General features: G+C 31.8%; 15 protein-coding genes. 7 read left to right on the forward strand and 8 right to left on the reverse strand.

The window, feature by feature from the left end:
• Positions 1-8 precede the first annotated feature (8 nt).
• The 3 genes from rpmA to ACTPNM_RS02350 all read left to right on the forward strand — a co-directional run bounded on the left by rpmA (position 9) and on the right by ACTPNM_RS02350 (position 3,300).
• Positions 9-269, forward strand: a complete 261-nt coding sequence (rpmA, locus tag ACTPNM_RS02340; protein ID WP_028891690.1) for a 50S ribosomal protein L27 — start codon at positions 9-11, stop codon at positions 267-269.
• Between the two features lie 370 nt (positions 270-639).
• On the forward strand, positions 640-1,377 hold the full coding sequence (locus ACTPNM_RS02345; protein ID WP_440120460.1) for a LytR/AlgR family response regulator transcription factor: 738 nt from the start codon (positions 640-642) through the stop codon (positions 1,375-1,377).
• Complete coding sequence (locus ACTPNM_RS02350; protein WP_440120461.1) at positions 1,378-3,300, forward strand: tetratricopeptide repeat protein; 1,923 nt, start codon at positions 1,378-1,380, stop codon at positions 3,298-3,300.
• Here ACTPNM_RS02350 and dinB read toward each other — a convergent pair.
• The 4 genes from dinB to trhO form a co-directional block, all read right to left on the reverse strand.
• On the reverse strand, positions 3,297-4,379 hold the full coding sequence (gene dinB / locus ACTPNM_RS02355; protein WP_440120462.1) for a DNA polymerase IV: 1,083 nt from the start codon (positions 4,377-4,379) through the stop codon (positions 3,297-3,299). The genes ACTPNM_RS02350 and dinB overlap by 4 nt on opposite strands.
• Positions 4,380-4,468: 89 nt before the next feature.
• Positions 4,469-4,699: a ferredoxin gene (locus ACTPNM_RS02360; RefSeq protein WP_440120463.1), complete on the reverse strand. Its 231-nt coding sequence runs from the start codon at positions 4,697-4,699 to the stop codon at positions 4,469-4,471.
• Complete coding sequence (locus ACTPNM_RS02365) at positions 4,699-5,946, reverse strand: peptidase U32 family protein (RefSeq protein ID WP_440120464.1); 1,248 nt, start codon at positions 5,944-5,946, stop codon at positions 4,699-4,701. Before ACTPNM_RS02365 ends, ACTPNM_RS02360 begins: the two co-directional genes overlap by 1 nt.
• On the reverse strand, positions 5,946-6,977 hold the full coding sequence (gene trhO / locus ACTPNM_RS02370; protein ID WP_440120465.1) for an oxygen-dependent tRNA uridine(34) hydroxylase TrhO: 1,032 nt from the start codon (positions 6,975-6,977) through the stop codon (positions 5,946-5,948). The genes ACTPNM_RS02365 and trhO overlap by 1 nt, the downstream gene beginning before the upstream one ends.
• 225 nt (positions 6,978-7,202) lie before the next feature.
• On the opposite strand from trhO, the gene ACTPNM_RS02375 reads away from it, so the two are divergent.
• A complete protein-coding gene (locus tag ACTPNM_RS02375; protein ID WP_440120466.1) occupies positions 7,203-8,210 on the forward strand; it encodes an aspartate-semialdehyde dehydrogenase in 1,008 nt (335 codons plus the stop codon).
• Between the two features lie 64 nt (positions 8,211-8,274).
• On the forward strand, positions 8,275-8,928 hold the full coding sequence (locus ACTPNM_RS02380) for an HD domain-containing protein (RefSeq protein ID WP_274638944.1): 654 nt from the start codon (positions 8,275-8,277) through the stop codon (positions 8,926-8,928).
• Positions 8,929-9,128: 200 nt separating this feature from the next.
• Here the strand turns inward: ACTPNM_RS02380 and ACTPNM_RS02385 are convergent, their stop codons facing one another.
• From ACTPNM_RS02385 to ACTPNM_RS02400, 4 genes are read right to left on the reverse strand one after another with little or no spacing between them, the layout of a single operon-like run.
• The gene (locus tag ACTPNM_RS02385; protein ID WP_440120467.1) at positions 9,129-9,911 is read right to left on the reverse strand and encodes an enoyl-CoA hydratase/isomerase family protein; all 783 of its coding nucleotides are present in this window, start codon (positions 9,909-9,911) and stop codon (positions 9,129-9,131) included.
• Positions 9,912-9,918: 7 nt separating this feature from the next.
• Positions 9,919-11,331 carry a sensor histidine kinase gene (locus ACTPNM_RS02390; RefSeq protein ID WP_274638946.1) on the reverse strand — a complete coding sequence of 471 codons (1,413 nt, stop codon included), beginning with the start codon at positions 11,329-11,331 and terminating at the stop codon, positions 9,919-9,921.
• Positions 11,332-11,381: 50 nt separating this feature from the next.
• Complete coding sequence (locus ACTPNM_RS02395; protein ID WP_440120468.1) at positions 11,382-11,852, reverse strand: hypothetical protein; 471 nt, start codon at positions 11,850-11,852, stop codon at positions 11,382-11,384.
• 2 nt (positions 11,853-11,854) lie between these two features.
• On the reverse strand, positions 11,855-13,006 hold the full coding sequence (locus tag ACTPNM_RS02400) for a DNA polymerase III subunit (protein WP_440120469.1): 1,152 nt from the start codon (positions 13,004-13,006) through the stop codon (positions 11,855-11,857).
• Between the two features lie 120 nt (positions 13,007-13,126).
• Between ACTPNM_RS02400 and ACTPNM_RS02405 the strand changes: the two genes are divergently transcribed.
• Both ACTPNM_RS02405 and feoB read left to right on the forward strand, forming a co-directional pair.
• Positions 13,127-13,351, forward strand: a complete 225-nt coding sequence (locus tag ACTPNM_RS02405) for a FeoA family protein (protein WP_274638949.1) — start codon at positions 13,127-13,129, stop codon at positions 13,349-13,351.
• A gap of 3 nt (positions 13,352-13,354) precedes the next feature.
• Positions 13,355-15,460: a ferrous iron transport protein B gene (gene feoB, locus ACTPNM_RS02410; RefSeq protein ID WP_440120470.1), complete on the forward strand. Its 2,106-nt coding sequence runs from the start codon at positions 13,355-13,357 to the stop codon at positions 15,458-15,460.
• Positions 15,461-15,592: the final 132 nt, after the last annotated feature.

Consider the following 15,592-nt stretch of genomic DNA (forward strand, 5'->3'; position numbering starts at 1 on the left):
TTACAAAGATGGCTCATAAGAAAGGTGTCGGTAGTTCGAAAAACGGTCGTGAATCAGAATCGAAACGATTAGGAGTAAAGATTTTTGGAGGACAAGCTGCTATTGCAGGTAACATTATTGTTCGTCAAAGAGGAACTCAACACAATCCAGGTGAAAATGTTTACATGGGTAAAGATCATACTTTACATGCTAAAGTTGATGGTGTTGTAAAATTCCAAAAGAAAAGAGATAATAAATCATATGTTTCTGTAACTCCATTTGAGGCTTAAGAAACTAACTGATTAGGATAAGATAAAAAGCTCAACTAAATTTAGTTGAGCTTTTTTGTATATATAAATAAACGAACATTAGAATTTATATAAAAAAAACACCACTTTAAAGTGGTGTTTCATAACTTAATATCATTATTGATTAATCCCCCAATTTATCAATATGATTCCCCTTGTGTATTACACTGCAAATATCATATAAAAGAACGTTTATTAATGTAAAGGATGTATAAATGGTTTGCTTTTTTGTGTAAATGGTAAAAAAAATATGTTTATGACATAGTTTTGAACTGATTTTTTGCTAAAATCGTATTAGTTACATTTTATTTTTAAAATATTATCTGTTACATTTGATATAAATGTACATGAAATGTTAAGAGCAGTTATAGTTGATGATGAACCAAAAGCAATACAGGGACTTTCTTGGGAACTATCAAGCTTTGGGAATGATATAGAAGTCATAGAAACATTCACGGTTGCTGAGAAAGCAATTAAGTTTATAAATGAGAATAGTATTGATTGTCTTTTTCTAGACATTGAAATGCCTACGATGGATGGTTTTCAATTGTTAGAGAAAATTGAGAATAAAGATTTTGCCGTAATTATTACAACAGCATATAATGAATATGCAATTAAGGCATTGAAGAATCAAGCGATAGATTATCTCCTTAAACCTATTGATTCTGATGATTTGGAGGAAACTATAGGTAGAGTTAAACAACACTATAAGAAGAATAACAATACCGAAAAGGTTGAGAAAATATTATCAAGCTTTAATGAAAAATTCAATAGAAGAAAAATAACTATTAATACAGATGGTAAACTAGTTTTTTTGTCTCAAGATGAAATTTTGTTTGTAGAGTCTGATGGTAATTATTCAACAATATATACTACTGGAGCGAATAAGAAAATTGTAGTTACAAAAAAACTAAAAGAAATAAACTTACTTCTTCCAGAAGATCATTTTTTTAGAATACATAATTCATATATAATTAACTTAAATAAAATAAAAGAGTTTTTAAAATCAGATGGTTATGTTGTATTAGAAAATAACCATAAAATTCCTGTTTCTAGACAAAGAAAATCGGATTTCCTAGAAAAATTTTAAATGAAGAAATTAATTATAATCATCTTTTTATTTTATGTATCGTTTTCTTGTTTTTCACAAGAAGAGAAGAAGAACGTAGATAATTTAATACAGCTGGCAATAGAAAAAAAGATAGATGATTATTATGATTTATATCGTTTTTTTCAACGTAAACGATTTAATAAAGAAGATATAGACTTTCTTTTAAGAGAAAGTCAAAAAAAAGAGTATAGGTTAGGTGAGGTATATGCTTATAACTTACTAGGAAGGCACTACAGAAACAACTCTTTTTTTGATAGTTCAATAGAGAATTATATGAAAGCTCTTGAGTTATCAAGAGAAATAGAGGACGTAAATGCAGAAATTGTTACGCTCAATCAAATAGGAGTTGTATATAGAAGGCAAGATAAGATTAGAAATGCCTTAAATTATCATCAAATGGCACTCGAATTAGCGGATAAAATTGAGATTCCAGATGTTGATACTAAAATAAGCATAAGTATATCAAACAATAGTATTGGTAATATTTATCTGGCTCTTAAGCAATACCAACTAGCTTTAGAAAAGTTTAAAAAAGCAATTTTAATTCAAGAAAAAACTGAAGACAAAAGAGGGTTGGCTATTAATCACCAAAATATGGGGCTTGCTTTTCAAAATTTAGGAGATATAGATGCTGCGTTAGAACACTATAATAAATCTTTACAATATAATATAGAGAATAACTCAAGTATAGGAAAAGTTATTTGTCATAATAGTATTAGTAATGTTTTACTACTGCAAGGAAAGTATGAGGAAGCGTACAACTATATAAGTGAAGTGGTAGATCTTTCAGAGGAAATAGGAAACCAATATTACACATCTGATGTGTATGTTACGTTTGGAAACGTACAATTAAAGTTAGATAGTTTAGATAAAGCAAAAATATATTTAGAAAAAGGTTTAGAGGTAGCTAATAAGCATAAAATTCCTTCAGGAATTAATCAATCTAACTTGCACTTGTCTGAGCTGTATGAGAAACAAAAAAATTATGAAAAAGCGTATAGTTTTTATAAGAAAGCTATTGAAGGAGAGCGTAAAACGTTTAATGATAAAAATATACTATACGTAAACAACCTTATTAATAAATATGATAATGAGGTAAGCAGAAATAAGATAAAAAATTTAGCAAAAGAGAATGAAATAGCAAAACTAAAATTATTACGAAATAGAAATGTTTTAATTATAGCATTAGTTTCTATAGCGTTATTAGGCGTGTTGTTATATTCTATGTATAGGCAACGTTTATTAAATAATGACAAGAAAATATTAATGCTAGAACAGGAAGCTTTAAGAATTCAAATGAATCCGCATTTTGTATTTAATGCGTTAAACTCTATTAAGCTCTATGTTATAAATAATGAACAGAAGAACGCAGTATATTATTTAAATAAATTTTCAAAATTAATTCGCAGCATTTTGGAGTCTTCATCTGTTAAGGAAGTAACGTTAAGTGAAGAGCTAAAAACAATGAATTTATATATGAGTATCGAGAACATTCGATTATCAAATGAAGTGAATTACATTGAAAATATTGATCCAAATGTAAACATAGAAAGGATAAAAGTTCCACCATTAATATTGCAACCTTTTTTAGAAAACTCTATTTGGCATGGACTTTCATCTAAGAAAGGAAAAAAAGAAGTTTCATTGTCGGTTACAAAAATATCAGATGAGTTTATACAAATTGATATTGTAGATAATGGAATTGGTAGGGATGCTGCTATGAAAATTAGAAAAAACAAATCGTTAAATCGTAGGTCTATAGGTATAGATTTAACTAAAGAACGATTGCGAAACTTTGCAAATGAGTATGCAAATAACTATTCATTAATTTATACAGATATAATTGACGAAGAAGGAAACCCTAAAGGCACCAAAGTTTCGTTGAAAATACCAATCCTTTAAAAGTCAAATCGTAATTGAACCCAAACAGGTTCTTTTTTCTCTGTATTTAAGTTGCTAAAAGAAATGCCTAATAAGCGGACAGAGTTGTTAAGTGTATCTTGATACAATAGCTCTTTTACGATAGGATAGAACTCTTTTTTTAGCTGAAGGTAATGGTTGGTAGTTTTACTACGGGTTTGTTGCGTAAAATCGCTGTATTTAATTTTAAGAGTTACTGTTTTACCTTTGGTGTTCGATTTTTTCATTCGACGTTCCAATTCATCAGCTATTTTTTCAAGACGTTCTAACATAAAAACCTCTGAAGATAAATTTTCTCTAAAAGTAGTTTCGGCAGCAATCGATTTTCTAACGCGATTTGGCTTCACTTCCGAATTATGAATACCCCTAACAATGTTGTAATAATGCAATCCTGATTTTCCAAATAATTTACTGAGTTCATCCAAAGATTTTTGTTTTAAATCTAATCCTGTAAATATGCCTAAGTTGTGCATTTTAGCAGCGGTAACTTTACCTACTCCATAAAATTTATTTACAGGAAGTTGTTCTAAAAACTCTATCACTTCTTCTGGGTTGATGGTTTTTTGTCCGTTAGGTTTGTTAATGTCAGAAGCTACTTTTGCTATAAATTTATTGATAGAGATACCTGCAGATGCTCGTAATTCTAATTCGTCCCATATTCGCTGACGAATTTCTTGAGCAATCATACTTGCAGATGGATTTCCTTTTTTGTTTTCAGTAACATCTAAATAAGCTTCGTCTAAAGATAGGGGCTCTACCAAATCGGTATAATCGTAAAAGATTTTTCTAATTTTTGAGGAAATTTCTTTGTAGCGATCAAATCTAGGAGGTACAAAGATGATGTGCGGACATTTTTGTTTTGCTAATACTCCACTCATTGCAGAACGAACCCCAAACTTTCTAGCTTCATAGCTTGCCGCCGAAACCACACCACGTATTTCGCTACCACCAACAGCAACAGGCTTACCTCGCAATTCAGGATTATCCAATTGCTCAACAGATGCATAAAAAGCATCCATATCTACATGAATAATTTTACGAAAAGGAGGTTGTAATTCCATTCTGTAAAAATAACAAAAGCCCTCGTAAGAGAGCTTTTTGTTAGTCTTGATTCTTTTTTCTAACAGCGAAAGCGGTCTTTTCTCTAAAACTATACTTGTTTTACTTCAATTATTTTAACAGGACATGCTTTTTTTGCTTCGTGAGCAGCTTCAAAAATACTGTCGTCGTGAGATTTTATAGTAAAGAAACCTTTCTTTTCTGCGGAATGTAATAAAACTGATTTTCCGTCCTTTTTCGACATTTGAAATTGTGCCGGAGCTAACTCCACGCAATAATTACAACCAATACATTTGTTTCTTTGTAAGGTAATTACAACCATTAGTTTTTAGCAAATTCAGTTTTTACAATTTTGTATAATTTGTCTGAAGGACGAATTCTGAAATCTAACTTCATCGTAACTTCATCACCTTTGGTAGCAGTTTGTGATTCTTTGTCGTTTACAAACATGCTCTTTAATTCCATTTCTTGAGCACCTGTTGTTGGCCCTGTAATTAAAATGGTATCACCAATTGCTAAATCGTATGCTTCAATCTTAAACTCTCCAACTTCTGCTTTAGGGAAATAGTGCATTCCCTTTCCTAAATACACCTTCTTTTGAGTAGCATGCGAACCAGGTTCTTTACTCCACTCACCTAACTTTTGTCCTAAATAATACCCGTTCCAGAAACCGCGATTATATACTTTTTCTAACTCTTGCATCCAGCTAATTACCTTTTCTTTATCGTAAGTTCCATTGTATAAACTATCAATAGCATCACGATAGCACTTAATAACTTTAGCTACATATTCTGGTGCACGTCCACGACCTTCAATCTTCAATACTTTAATTCCAGCATCTGCAACCTGATCTAAGAAATCGATGGTACATAAATCTTTTGGAGACATGATATACTCATTGTCTAATTCCATTTCAAAACCAGATTCTTGGTCAATTACCGTATATTTTTTGCGGCAATTTTGTTTACATGCACCTCTGTTTGCTGATGAATTATGTGAATGTAAACTCATATAACATTTTCCAGAAACCGCCATACAAAGTGCTCCGTGACCAAAAATTTCAATTTCTAACAAACGACCAGAAGGCCCTTTGATTTCTTCTTTTTCAATCTGCTCTGTAATCTTTTTTACCTGACGTAAACTTAGTTCTCTACTCAATACCACAGTATCAGCAAACATAGCATAAAACTTAACTGTTTCGATGTTGGTGATATTAATTTGAGTAGAAATATGAACCTCCATACCTTCAGCTCTAGCCATTGCAATTACAGCTTGATCCATAGCGATTACGGCAGTAATATTAGCTTCTTTAGCTCTTTTGATTAAGGTTTTTACGATAGATAAATCATGATCGTATACAATAGTATTTAATGTTAAATACGTACGAACATTTTTCTCAGTACATCTACGAGAAATCTCTTCTAAATCGTCTAAGGTAAAGTTGATAGATGCTCGAGCACGCATATTTAATTGCTCAACACCAAAATATATTGAATCACATCCATTGTCTAATGCTGCTTGTAACGATTCAAAATTACCAGCAGGAGCCATTAACTCAATCTTTTGCATTACTTTTTAAATTTTAAAGCTTCTGAACGTCCTTTTTTAAATATTTTATTACTTGCGTGTTTTCCTTTACGCAATTCTTTTTGTTCTTCGTATGGTAAATGAATGATGTCTTGACATTCAGGAGAACAGGTGTTTTCCATTTTCTCAGCACATTCATCACACTGAATAAATAGTAAGTGACAACCTTCGTTAGCACAGTTAGTATGGGTGTCGCAAGGTTTTCCGCATTGGTGGCAATTAGCAATTACATCATCAGAAATCTTTTCAGCTCTTCTATGGTCAAAAACAAAATTCTTTCCTAAAAATTTATTTTCTATACCTTCAGCTTTTACTTGGCGAGTATATTCAATAATTCCTCCTTCAAGCTGAAAAACATTTTTAAAACCTTTGTGTTTGTAGTAGGCAGATGCTTTTTCACATCGAATACCACCAGTACAATACATTAATAAGTTTTTGTCTTCTTTATGATCTTTTAAATCTTCTTCAATAATATCTAAAGAATCTCTAAACGTATCTACATCTGGAGTTACAGCCCCATCAAAATGTCCAATTTCACTTTCGTAATGATTACGCATATCTACACAAACCGTATTAGGGTTTGCTAGCATTTCATTAAACTCTTTTGCATTTAGGTGCACTCCTTTATCAGTAACATCAAAAGTGTCATCATTTAATCCGTCAGCAACAATCTTGTTACGAACTTTTACTTTTAGTTTTAAAAAGGATTTGTTGTCGTGTTCAATGGCAACATTCAAACGAATTCCATTTAAAAAAGAAATACTATCTAACTGATCTTTTAAAGCTAAAAAGTTTTCAGATGGTACGGATATTTGAGCATTGATTCCTTCGTAAGAAACATACGTTCTTCCTAAAACATCTAGCTCATTCCACTCAAGGAATAATTTATTTCTAAATAAAGTTGGATTTTCTATCTTGTGGTATTGATAGAATGAAATGGTAATACGGTCTTTACCCGCATCGTCTATTAATTTAGCGCGTTCTTCAGCGCTTAACTTGTTGTACAGTTGCATGCTATACTTTTTTAAGTTAAACAAATATGTTATGATTTTAATAAAAAATCGGTGCAAATGTACTGATTTTTTGAGTTTTACTGTTTAAAACAACACTTTTTAATCAAAAGTGATATAATTTTAAACTTTAACGTATTTTTTTACACAATTAAGATACAACCAATTTGTTTTTTTTAAACCTTTGTAACATACAAACAATTAATTTTATACTCAAATAGTAAAAAGATGAGAGTAGCAGTAGTAGGCGCTACCGGAATGGTAGGTAATGTAATGTTACAAGTTTTAGCAGAACGTAATTTTCCAGTAACAGAATTAATTCCTGTTGCTTCAGAGCGTTCGGTAGGAAATAAAATAGAATTTAAAGGAACAAATTATACGGTGGTTGGTTTAGAAACCGCAGTGAAAATGCAACCTGATATTGCATTGTTTTCAGCAGGTGGAGACACTTCTTTAGAATGGGCTCCGAAGTTTGCAGCTGTTGGAACAACAGTAATTGATAATTCATCTGCTTGGAGAATGGATCCAACCAAAAAACTAGTAGTTCCTGAAATTAATGGAGATGTATTAACTAGTGAAGATAAGATTATTGCAAACCCAAACTGCTCTACTATTCAGTTAGTAATGGCATTAGCTCCGTTACATAAAGAATATAACATGAAACGTGTGGTGATTTCAACGTATCAATCAGTTTCAGGAACAGGTGTAAAAGCTGTTCAGCAATTGGATAATGAAGAGGCTGGAATTGAGGGAGAAATGGCGTATCCGCATCCGATAGGAAGAAATGCATTACCTCATTGCGATGTATTCTTAGAAAACGGGTATACTAAAGAAGAAATGAAGCTTGTAAAAGAACCTAAAAAGATTTTACGAGACGATTCTTTCGCAGTTACAGCAACAGCAGTTAGAATTCCAACAGCAGGAGGACATTCTGAGGCTGTAAATGTTCAGTTTGAAAATGATTTTGAACTAGAAAAAGTACGTGAGTTACTTGGTAAAACGGATGGTGTTATTGTACAAGATGATGTACAAAACAATGTATACCCTATGCCTATTTTAGCAAATAATAAAGATGAGGTTTTTGTGGGTAGAATTAGAAGGGATGAATCTCAACCAAATACGTTAAACATGTGGATTGTTGCAGATAATCTTCGCAAAGGAGCTGCAACTAATACTATTCAAATAGCAGAATATTTAGTAGCTAACAATTTGGTTAAACCATCTGTTACTGCATAAAATAATTTATAATAATACTTTTAAAATCCTGTGCTTATAAGTACAGGATTTTTATTTTTGGATAATGAACAAAGAACAAATAATACAAAACACCATTGAGTTTGTAAAAGAAACTTTACAAGGAGCAGAAGGCGGACATGATTTTTTTCACATTGAACGAGTTTATAAAAATGCTTTGTTAATTGCAAAAGATGAAAAAGTTGATGAATTTGTGGTTTCTTTAGGAGCATTGTTGCATGATATAGCTGATAGTAAATTTCATGATGGAGATGAAACTGTTGGTCCACAAAAAGCAAGAGCTTTTCTTGAAAGTCAAAAAGTATCAGAAGAAATAATTACTCATATAGAAAAAATCATCACTAATATCTCTTTTAAAGGAGGAAACTTTAAACAAAACTTCACTTCTCCTGAGTTAAATGTTGTTCAAGATGCTGATAGACTAGATGCCATTGGAGCTGTAGGAATAGCTCGTTGCTTTAATTACGGAGGGTTTAAAAACAGGGAGCTTTATAATCCAGAGGTTACCCCAAATTTAAACATGACTAAAGAAGAATATAAAAAGTCTACAGCGCCTACAATTAATCACTTTTATGAAAAACTTTTGCTTTTAAAAGATAAGATGAATACTACTACAGGAAAATCAATTGCAGAACAGAGGCATACTTACATGGAAGGTTTTTTAGAACAGTTTTATAAAGAGTGGAATGGAAAGAATTAGTGCTTATTGTGTTAATAATGTAAAGATTGTGTTGTTTTAATAAAAAGTTTACGTTAAAATTTGGATGTTATTGAATTTAGTATATATTTGCTTCAGTTAATAACCCCCATTTTATTAATGTAATCCCCTTATTGTAAAAATAGCATCTAAATTCTATTTAGATGCTATTTTTTTATGTAGAATATTCTTTAAAAAAGGTATTATTTTCCTGGGAAATCAGGTTTACGTTTCTCTAGAAAGGCGGTGGTTCCTTCTTTAAAATCTTCGGTGCCAAAACAATTCCCAAACTCTGTAATTTCGCTTTCAAAACCATTTACACCATCTTTGAAATTATCGTTAACAGCTTTAATTGCTGCGCTAATGGCAACTGAAGAGTTGCGCATAATTTTTGAAGCAATCTTTTCAGCTAAAGGTAAAAGCTCTTCTTGTGAAGTTACATGATTTACCAATCCAGCTTCTTTAGCTTCCTCGGCAGAAATCATATCTGCTGTCATTATTAATTCCATAGCCTTTCCCTTACCAACCAATTGAGGTAAGCGTTGTGTACCACCATATCCAGGAATAACTCCTAAAGAAACTTCAGGTAAGCCCATTTTAGCATTATCAGAAGCTACTCTAAAATGACAAGCCATTGCTAACTCTAATCCACCTCCTAAAGCAAAGCCATTAACAGCAGCTATAACTGGAGTAGATAGGTTTTCAACAAAGTCAAATAAGATTTCTTGTCCTTTTCTAGCTAACATTCCTCCTTCTTCAACAGAGAAATGTGCAAACTCAGAAATATCTGCCCCAGCAACAAATGCTTTTTCTCCACTTCCTGTGATAATAATTACTTTAACAGCACTGTCTTCTTCTAAATCCTTGAAAGCATTATGAAGTTCTTCAATAGTAGCTTTGTTTAAAGCGTTTAGTTTTTTTGGTCGGTTAATTGTAATAGTTGCCAATCCGTTAGCTTGTTCAACTAAAATATTTTCAAAATTCATACTATGTTTATGTTTTAGGTAATATTACAGTAAAAACAGTTCCAACTCCTTTAGTTGAGGTAAAGGAAATTGTACCGTCATACGCTTCAATTATATTTTTTATTATAGAAAGTCCTAAGCCCATTCCGCTTGTTTTAGTAGTAAACTTAGGCTCGAAAATTAACTCTTTATTTTCTTCACTAATACCTTTTCCGTTATCAGAAACTGTTATCTTAACATTATTCCCTTCAGAAGCAACTTTGACTTCTATTTTAGGGTTCTTATCAGTGTCTTTTATTGCCTGAATTGAGTTTTTAACTAGGTTGGTAACAATTCGTATCAATTGTGTTTTATCTAAACTAGCGTATAGCTCTTTTTCTTGAGGAAAATAATGTATGTAGTCTTCAGTAAAAATATCTAAAGAATGTTTAACAATATCAACTACATTCAGTTTTTCTCGGCGTTGTGTAGGCATTTTAGCAAAATCCGAAAAAGCAGAAGCTATAGAACTCATTACATCAATTTGTTGAATAAGTGTTTCACTGTATTCAGACATTTTCTCTTTGATGTTAGGATCTTCTGGGTTGAATTTTCTCTCAAAACTTTGTACTGATAAGCGCATTGGTGTTAACGGATTTTTAATCTCGTGAGCCACCTGTTTAGCCATTTCTCTCCAAGCTTGTTCTCGCTCACTTTGAGCCAGTTTTACAGCACTTTCTTCTAATTGATCAATCATGTTGTTATAAGCGGCAACTAGAGAATTGATTTCTGAACTGGCAGAGTTTAAGGTAATCTTTTCGTTACGCTTATTTAAACGTGTTTCGTTTATTTTTTGTGAGATGGTTTGAATTGATCGTGTGATATAGGTTGATAAAAAGTAAGCTAAAATAATGGCAATAATAAGCATTAGTAGGTAAACTAATGATAGGCGAGAAATAAATTCTCTTAGTTCGTGTTTTTGCTCTTCGTTATCTTGCGCTATTTGTAGCTCTAAAATACCAATCCTCTTAAAACGAGGATCATTTATATAGGTGTATGAAGATTGGTAAGTAATACCCTTTTCGGATCTACTCTTAAAAATTTTATGATTTGAATTGTTAGCTAAATCTCTAACGGTTTCATTGGCTAAGTTTTGACCTTCTTTTTTGTCGAAATTATATGGAATAGAAGATTTTAGTAACTTTCCATCCATGTCGTACATAGAGATAGTAAGTTTATGAACATAAGCAATATCATAAATTCTATCTTGAAAAATTTTGGATAGGTTTTCTGTAGTTACAGGGTATGTGGTTCTACGCTTAAGCTCTATTTCAATATCTTGTTTTGTAGAGAATTCTTTACGCTCAAAACGTGCAGTATTATAATCTTTTGTTTGCTCGTCATATTGATAAATAGTAACGATTACAATTAAAATTGATGCCAATAGCACTAAAAGTATCATTGACAAAAAAATTCTAATTCGAAGTGATATGTTATTGAAAATACGCAATTTTATAACTCAATTTTTTTAGTTTTCATAAGCAAAGTGTCATCCGTTTCTCCATCATTATCCCAATCATAAGTAGATATAGCACTAAATCCGTCGTTTGTTTGTGTAATTTTATACCAAGCTTGTACTTGTTTTCCTAAATAAGGGTAATCAACAAACAGACTATCGCCACTTGTTTCCCACTTTCCATCTGTTTTACCAACTTTTTTTCCGTCAGCTTGTAGAAACCAGGCAGAAAAAGTGCCATCATTGTTATAGGTAGATTGTGCTTTTCCTGAATTAGGTTTACTAAAATCATCTTCAAAAACAGAAGTACTATCGGTTTCGTTAGCAGTTAAATATTCAATTTTTAAATATGTAGTTTCCCAGCTACCAACCAAATACTCTTGTAATAAAGGTTCTTTTTTTTCTTGTTTACAAGCAACAAAAAGTATTCCGAAAATAAGCGCGGTAATTATATGTTTTGTTTTCATGATTAAGATTGAATTTTTTCTTCTTTGGTGTGTAGAAGACGCGTTAGTTTAATAGATAAATCTAACAAAATAATTTTAGCATTTCCGTTTCTTTCAATATGATATTGAGCATCGCTTACTTCTTTTTCGATAATTAAAATATTGGCACTATGAATAAACGGAGCAAATTTAGAGAGGTCAAAGTTTGCAGATTTTGTTTCTAAAAACACTAGGTCTGGAGTTCCGTAGTTGAGAAGTAAGGCTTGTCTAAAAAACTGTAAACAGTATTGTAAAAATTGTTTTTGAGTCTCTCTACCAGATTTAGCAATTTCTTCTGACCATCCTATTAAATCTTGAATAACGGCAGCATTTCCTTTAGCTCTAAAGGCAGCTCGAATCCACGTAATAAACCATTGCTCAAAAACTAAGTCGTTTGAATTATTGTTTAAAATATGCAGTGCTTTGTTGTAGTTTCCTTCAGATTGATGAGCAATTTTTACAGCTTCATTTTCTGATACACCTTCTTGCTGAACTAGATTATTAGCTATATCACTTTCACTTAATGCAGGGAAATGTAAAGCCTGACACCTAGATTTTATGGTATTTATAATTTGTTCTTCATCTTCGGTAATAAGAATGAAAATAGTTTTGCTTGGTGGTTCTTCAATTAGTTTTAATAATTTGTTAGAGGCAGCAACATTCATTTTTTCAGCCATCCAAATAATCATTACTTTAAAGCCACCTTCATACGATTTTAATTGTAGCTTTTTTACAATGTCTTCTGCTTCATCAACACCAATTTGACCTTGTTTATTTTCAACACCAATATGTTGTAGCCAATTAAACAAACTTCCATAAGGTTGCTCTTCAATAAAAGAACGCCAATCCTCTAAAAACAAATTACTAACAGGGTGTTTTTTTACCGAGTCATTTGTAGTCACTGGAAAAGCAAAATGTAAATCAGGGTGTTGTAGTTTACTACATTTTATATTACAAGCTTCTGGGTTGTCAGAAAAATTACACAATAGAAATTGAGCGTAGGCAATAGCCATGGGTAGAGTACCGCTGCCTTCTTTGCCAACAAAGAGTTGTGCATGCGGAATTCTATTGTTTTCAGCTGATTGCTGTAAGTGTTTTTTGATGTGTTCTTGCCCAATAATATCGTCGAAAGTCATACCACAAATATAAGACATCAAACAAAGAGAACAACCTATTGTAAATAAATGATATATTGTTTTGATATACTGTTTAGAACGATTCTATTTTAGTATATTTGCAAGCTAAAAATATATCTTTTGAGTACTATCGCATCGTTACATTTAGGGGAAAAAGGAATTATATCTGAAGAGTGCTTAGATAAGATTCCACTGAAGTTATTAGAAATGGGGTGTTTACCAGGAAGTGAAGTAGAGTTACTTCAAATTGCTCCACTAAAAGATCCTATGTATATATGCGTAAATGGAAGTCATTTAGCGATTCGAAAAGAAACAGCTAGTCAAATTTCAATTATAAAACTATAGCTGATGAGTAATCGTATTAATGTAGCTTTAATTGGAAATCCTAATACAGGTAAAACATCGTTATTTAATCAGCTAACAGGGTTAAACCAAAAAGTAGGGAATTATCCTGGGGTTACGGTTGATAAAAAACAAGGGGTTTGTAAGTTGCCAGAAGGTAAAAGTGCAATGATTACTGATTTGCCAGGTACCTATAGTATCAACCCAACTTCTTTAGATGAAAGCATTGTTTTAAAAGCTTTGATGACTACACATCAAGAAGAAAAGCCAGATGTAATTGTTGTAGTTGCTGATATTGAAAACCTAAAAAGAAACTTATTACTGTTTTCACAAATTCAGGATTTAGAAGTTCCTACAGTTTTAGCTTTAAACATGGCAGACCAACTAAAGCGAAAAGGAATTTCTATTGACATACCTGCTTTAGAAAAAGAGTTACACACTAAAGTAGTATTAATGTCGGCAAGAACAAATGAAGGTGTTGACGATTTAAAAGAGGTAGTAGCGAATTATGAATCGTTAAAAGTACATTCAAATTTTAACGAACTATCTAAAAAAATTGATACAACTTACTTTGACCGATTGGCTACGGTGAGTAAAGAGTTTACTTCGTATGAGTTGTGGATGATGTTAACTAAAAACCACACTCCATTACTTTCTTCTTCAGAAAAAGAAGCAATAAAAGAGTTTGAAGGTGAAATTACAAAGCAGAAAAAATATCAGCATAAAGAAACAATATATAGATATCAGCAAATAAACTCTGTTTTAAATAAAACGTATAAGATAGATGCTTCTAAAGCGACAGATATACGCAGTAGATTAGATAGAGTATTTACTCATAAAATATTTGGGTATGTTATTTTCTTCGGATTGTTATTGCTAATATTTCAATCTATTTTTGATTGGGCGTCTACACCTATGGATCTTATAGATGGGTTGTTTGCCAATATTGCAGAGTTTACAAAAGCACAATTACCAGCAGGAATGTTTACTGATTTATTAACTGATGGAATTATTCCTGGAGTTGGTGGAGTTGTAATTTTTATTCCTCAAATAGCTATTTTATTTCTTTTTATATCCATTCTTGAAGAAACAGGATATATGAGCCGCGTGGTATTTTTGATGGATAAAATTATGCGTCGCTTTGGAATGAGTGGTAAAAGTGTTATTCCTTTAATCTCAGGAACAGCATGTGCTATTCCAGCAATTATGGCAACTAGAACTATTGGTAGTTGGAAAGAACGATTAATTACCATATTGGTAACACCATTTACAACCTGTTCCGCAAGATTACCTGTGTATGCTATTTTAATAGCTTTAATTATTCCTGATACTAAGCTGTTTGGTTTTTTTAGTTTACAAGGTTTTACCCTGTTAGCTTTATACATTTTAGGATTTGCGGCTGCAATTATAGCAGCATATGTGTTACATAAGACATTGAAGATAAAAAACAACTCGCTTTTTGTAGTTGAGATGCCTAACTACAAGATACCATCGGTTAAAAATGTGTTTTATGATGTGTTAGATAAAACAAAAGCATTTGTTTTTGGGGCAGGAAAAATCATTTTAGCGATTTCAATAGTATTATGGTTTTTAGCATCTCACGGGCCATCATCGTTTGAAAATGCAGAGAAAAATGTAATTGAAAATGTAGCAAATCAACAATTATCAGAAGAAGAGCTAACAAAAAAAGTCGCTTCAGCTAAACTTGCAAACTCATATATAGGAATAGCAGGAAAAACAATAGAGCCAGTTGTTAAGCCTTTAGGTTATGATTGGAAGATAGGTATTGGATTAATTAGTTCTTTTGCTGCGAGAGAGGTGTTTATTGGTACGTTAGCAACTATTTATAGTGTAGAAGACGACGGAGAAGATACGACTACTATCAAACAAAAAATGGCATCAGAGATAAATCCTGACACAGGAGAGAAGAGGTTTAATTTTGCTACAGGAATTTCTTTATTGTTGTTTTATGCGTTTGCAATGCAATGTATGGCAACGTTAGCAATTGTAAAAAGAGAAACTAAAAGTTGGAAGTGGCCAATGGTTCAATTAGTAAGTATGGGGGCTTTGGCATATTTATCAGCATTTATAGCCTATCAAATTTTAAGTTAATGCAAGAAGTTTTAACATATGCGGTTGTTTGTGGAGCAGTTATTTTTTTAGTTAAAAAGTTCTTTTTTAAGCCTAAAAAAAATAGCGGTTGCGATACAAACTGTAACTGCTCGTAAGAGAGAAAGTATATTT

It is taken from the genome of Tenacibaculum sp. Ill, from assembly GCF_051938915.1.
Classification (GTDB): domain Bacteria; phylum Bacteroidota; class Bacteroidia; order Flavobacteriales; family Flavobacteriaceae; genus Polaribacter; species Polaribacter larymnensis.

Bases quoted from the DNA above. Each gene is read 5' to 3' on its own strand.
- ACTPNM_RS02400 (WP_440120469.1), bottom strand. From the start codon at position 13,006: ATGACTTTCGACGATATTATTGGGCAAGAACACATCAAAAAACACTTA.
- ACTPNM_RS02360 (WP_440120463.1), bottom strand. From the start codon at position 4,699: ATGGTTGTAATTACCTTACAAAGAAACAAATGTATTGGTTGTAATTAT.
- ACTPNM_RS02365 (WP_440120464.1), bottom strand. From the start codon at position 5,946: ATGCAAAAGATTGAGTTAATGGCTCCTGCTGGTAATTTTGAATCGTTA.
- ACTPNM_RS02350 (WP_440120461.1), top strand. From the start codon at position 1,378: ATGAAGAAATTAATTATAATCATCTTTTTATTTTATGTATCGTTTTCT.
- ACTPNM_RS02380 (WP_274638944.1), top strand. From the start codon at position 8,275: ATGAACAAAGAACAAATAATACAAAACACCATTGAGTTTGTAAAAGAA.
- trhO (WP_440120465.1), bottom strand. From the start codon at position 6,977: ATGCAACTGTACAACAAGTTAAGCGCTGAAGAACGCGCTAAATTAATA.
- rpmA (WP_028891690.1), top strand. From the start codon at position 9: ATGGCTCATAAGAAAGGTGTCGGTAGTTCGAAAAACGGTCGTGAATCA.
- ACTPNM_RS02375 (WP_440120466.1), top strand. From the start codon at position 7,203: ATGAGAGTAGCAGTAGTAGGCGCTACCGGAATGGTAGGTAATGTAATG.
- ACTPNM_RS02385 (WP_440120467.1), bottom strand. From the start codon at position 9,911: ATGAATTTTGAAAATATTTTAGTTGAACAAGCTAACGGATTGGCAACT.
- dinB (WP_440120462.1), bottom strand. From the start codon at position 4,379: ATGGAATTACAACCTCCTTTTCGTAAAATTATTCATGTAGATATGGAT.
- feoB (WP_440120470.1), top strand. From the start codon at position 13,355: ATGAGTAATCGTATTAATGTAGCTTTAATTGGAAATCCTAATACAGGT.
- ACTPNM_RS02345 (WP_440120460.1), top strand. From the start codon at position 640: ATGTTAAGAGCAGTTATAGTTGATGATGAACCAAAAGCAATACAGGGA.
- ACTPNM_RS02395 (WP_440120468.1), bottom strand. From the start codon at position 11,852: ATGAAAACAAAACATATAATTACCGCGCTTATTTTCGGAATACTTTTT.
- ACTPNM_RS02390 (WP_274638946.1), bottom strand. From the start codon at position 11,331: ATGATACTTTTAGTGCTATTGGCATCAATTTTAATTGTAATCGTTACT.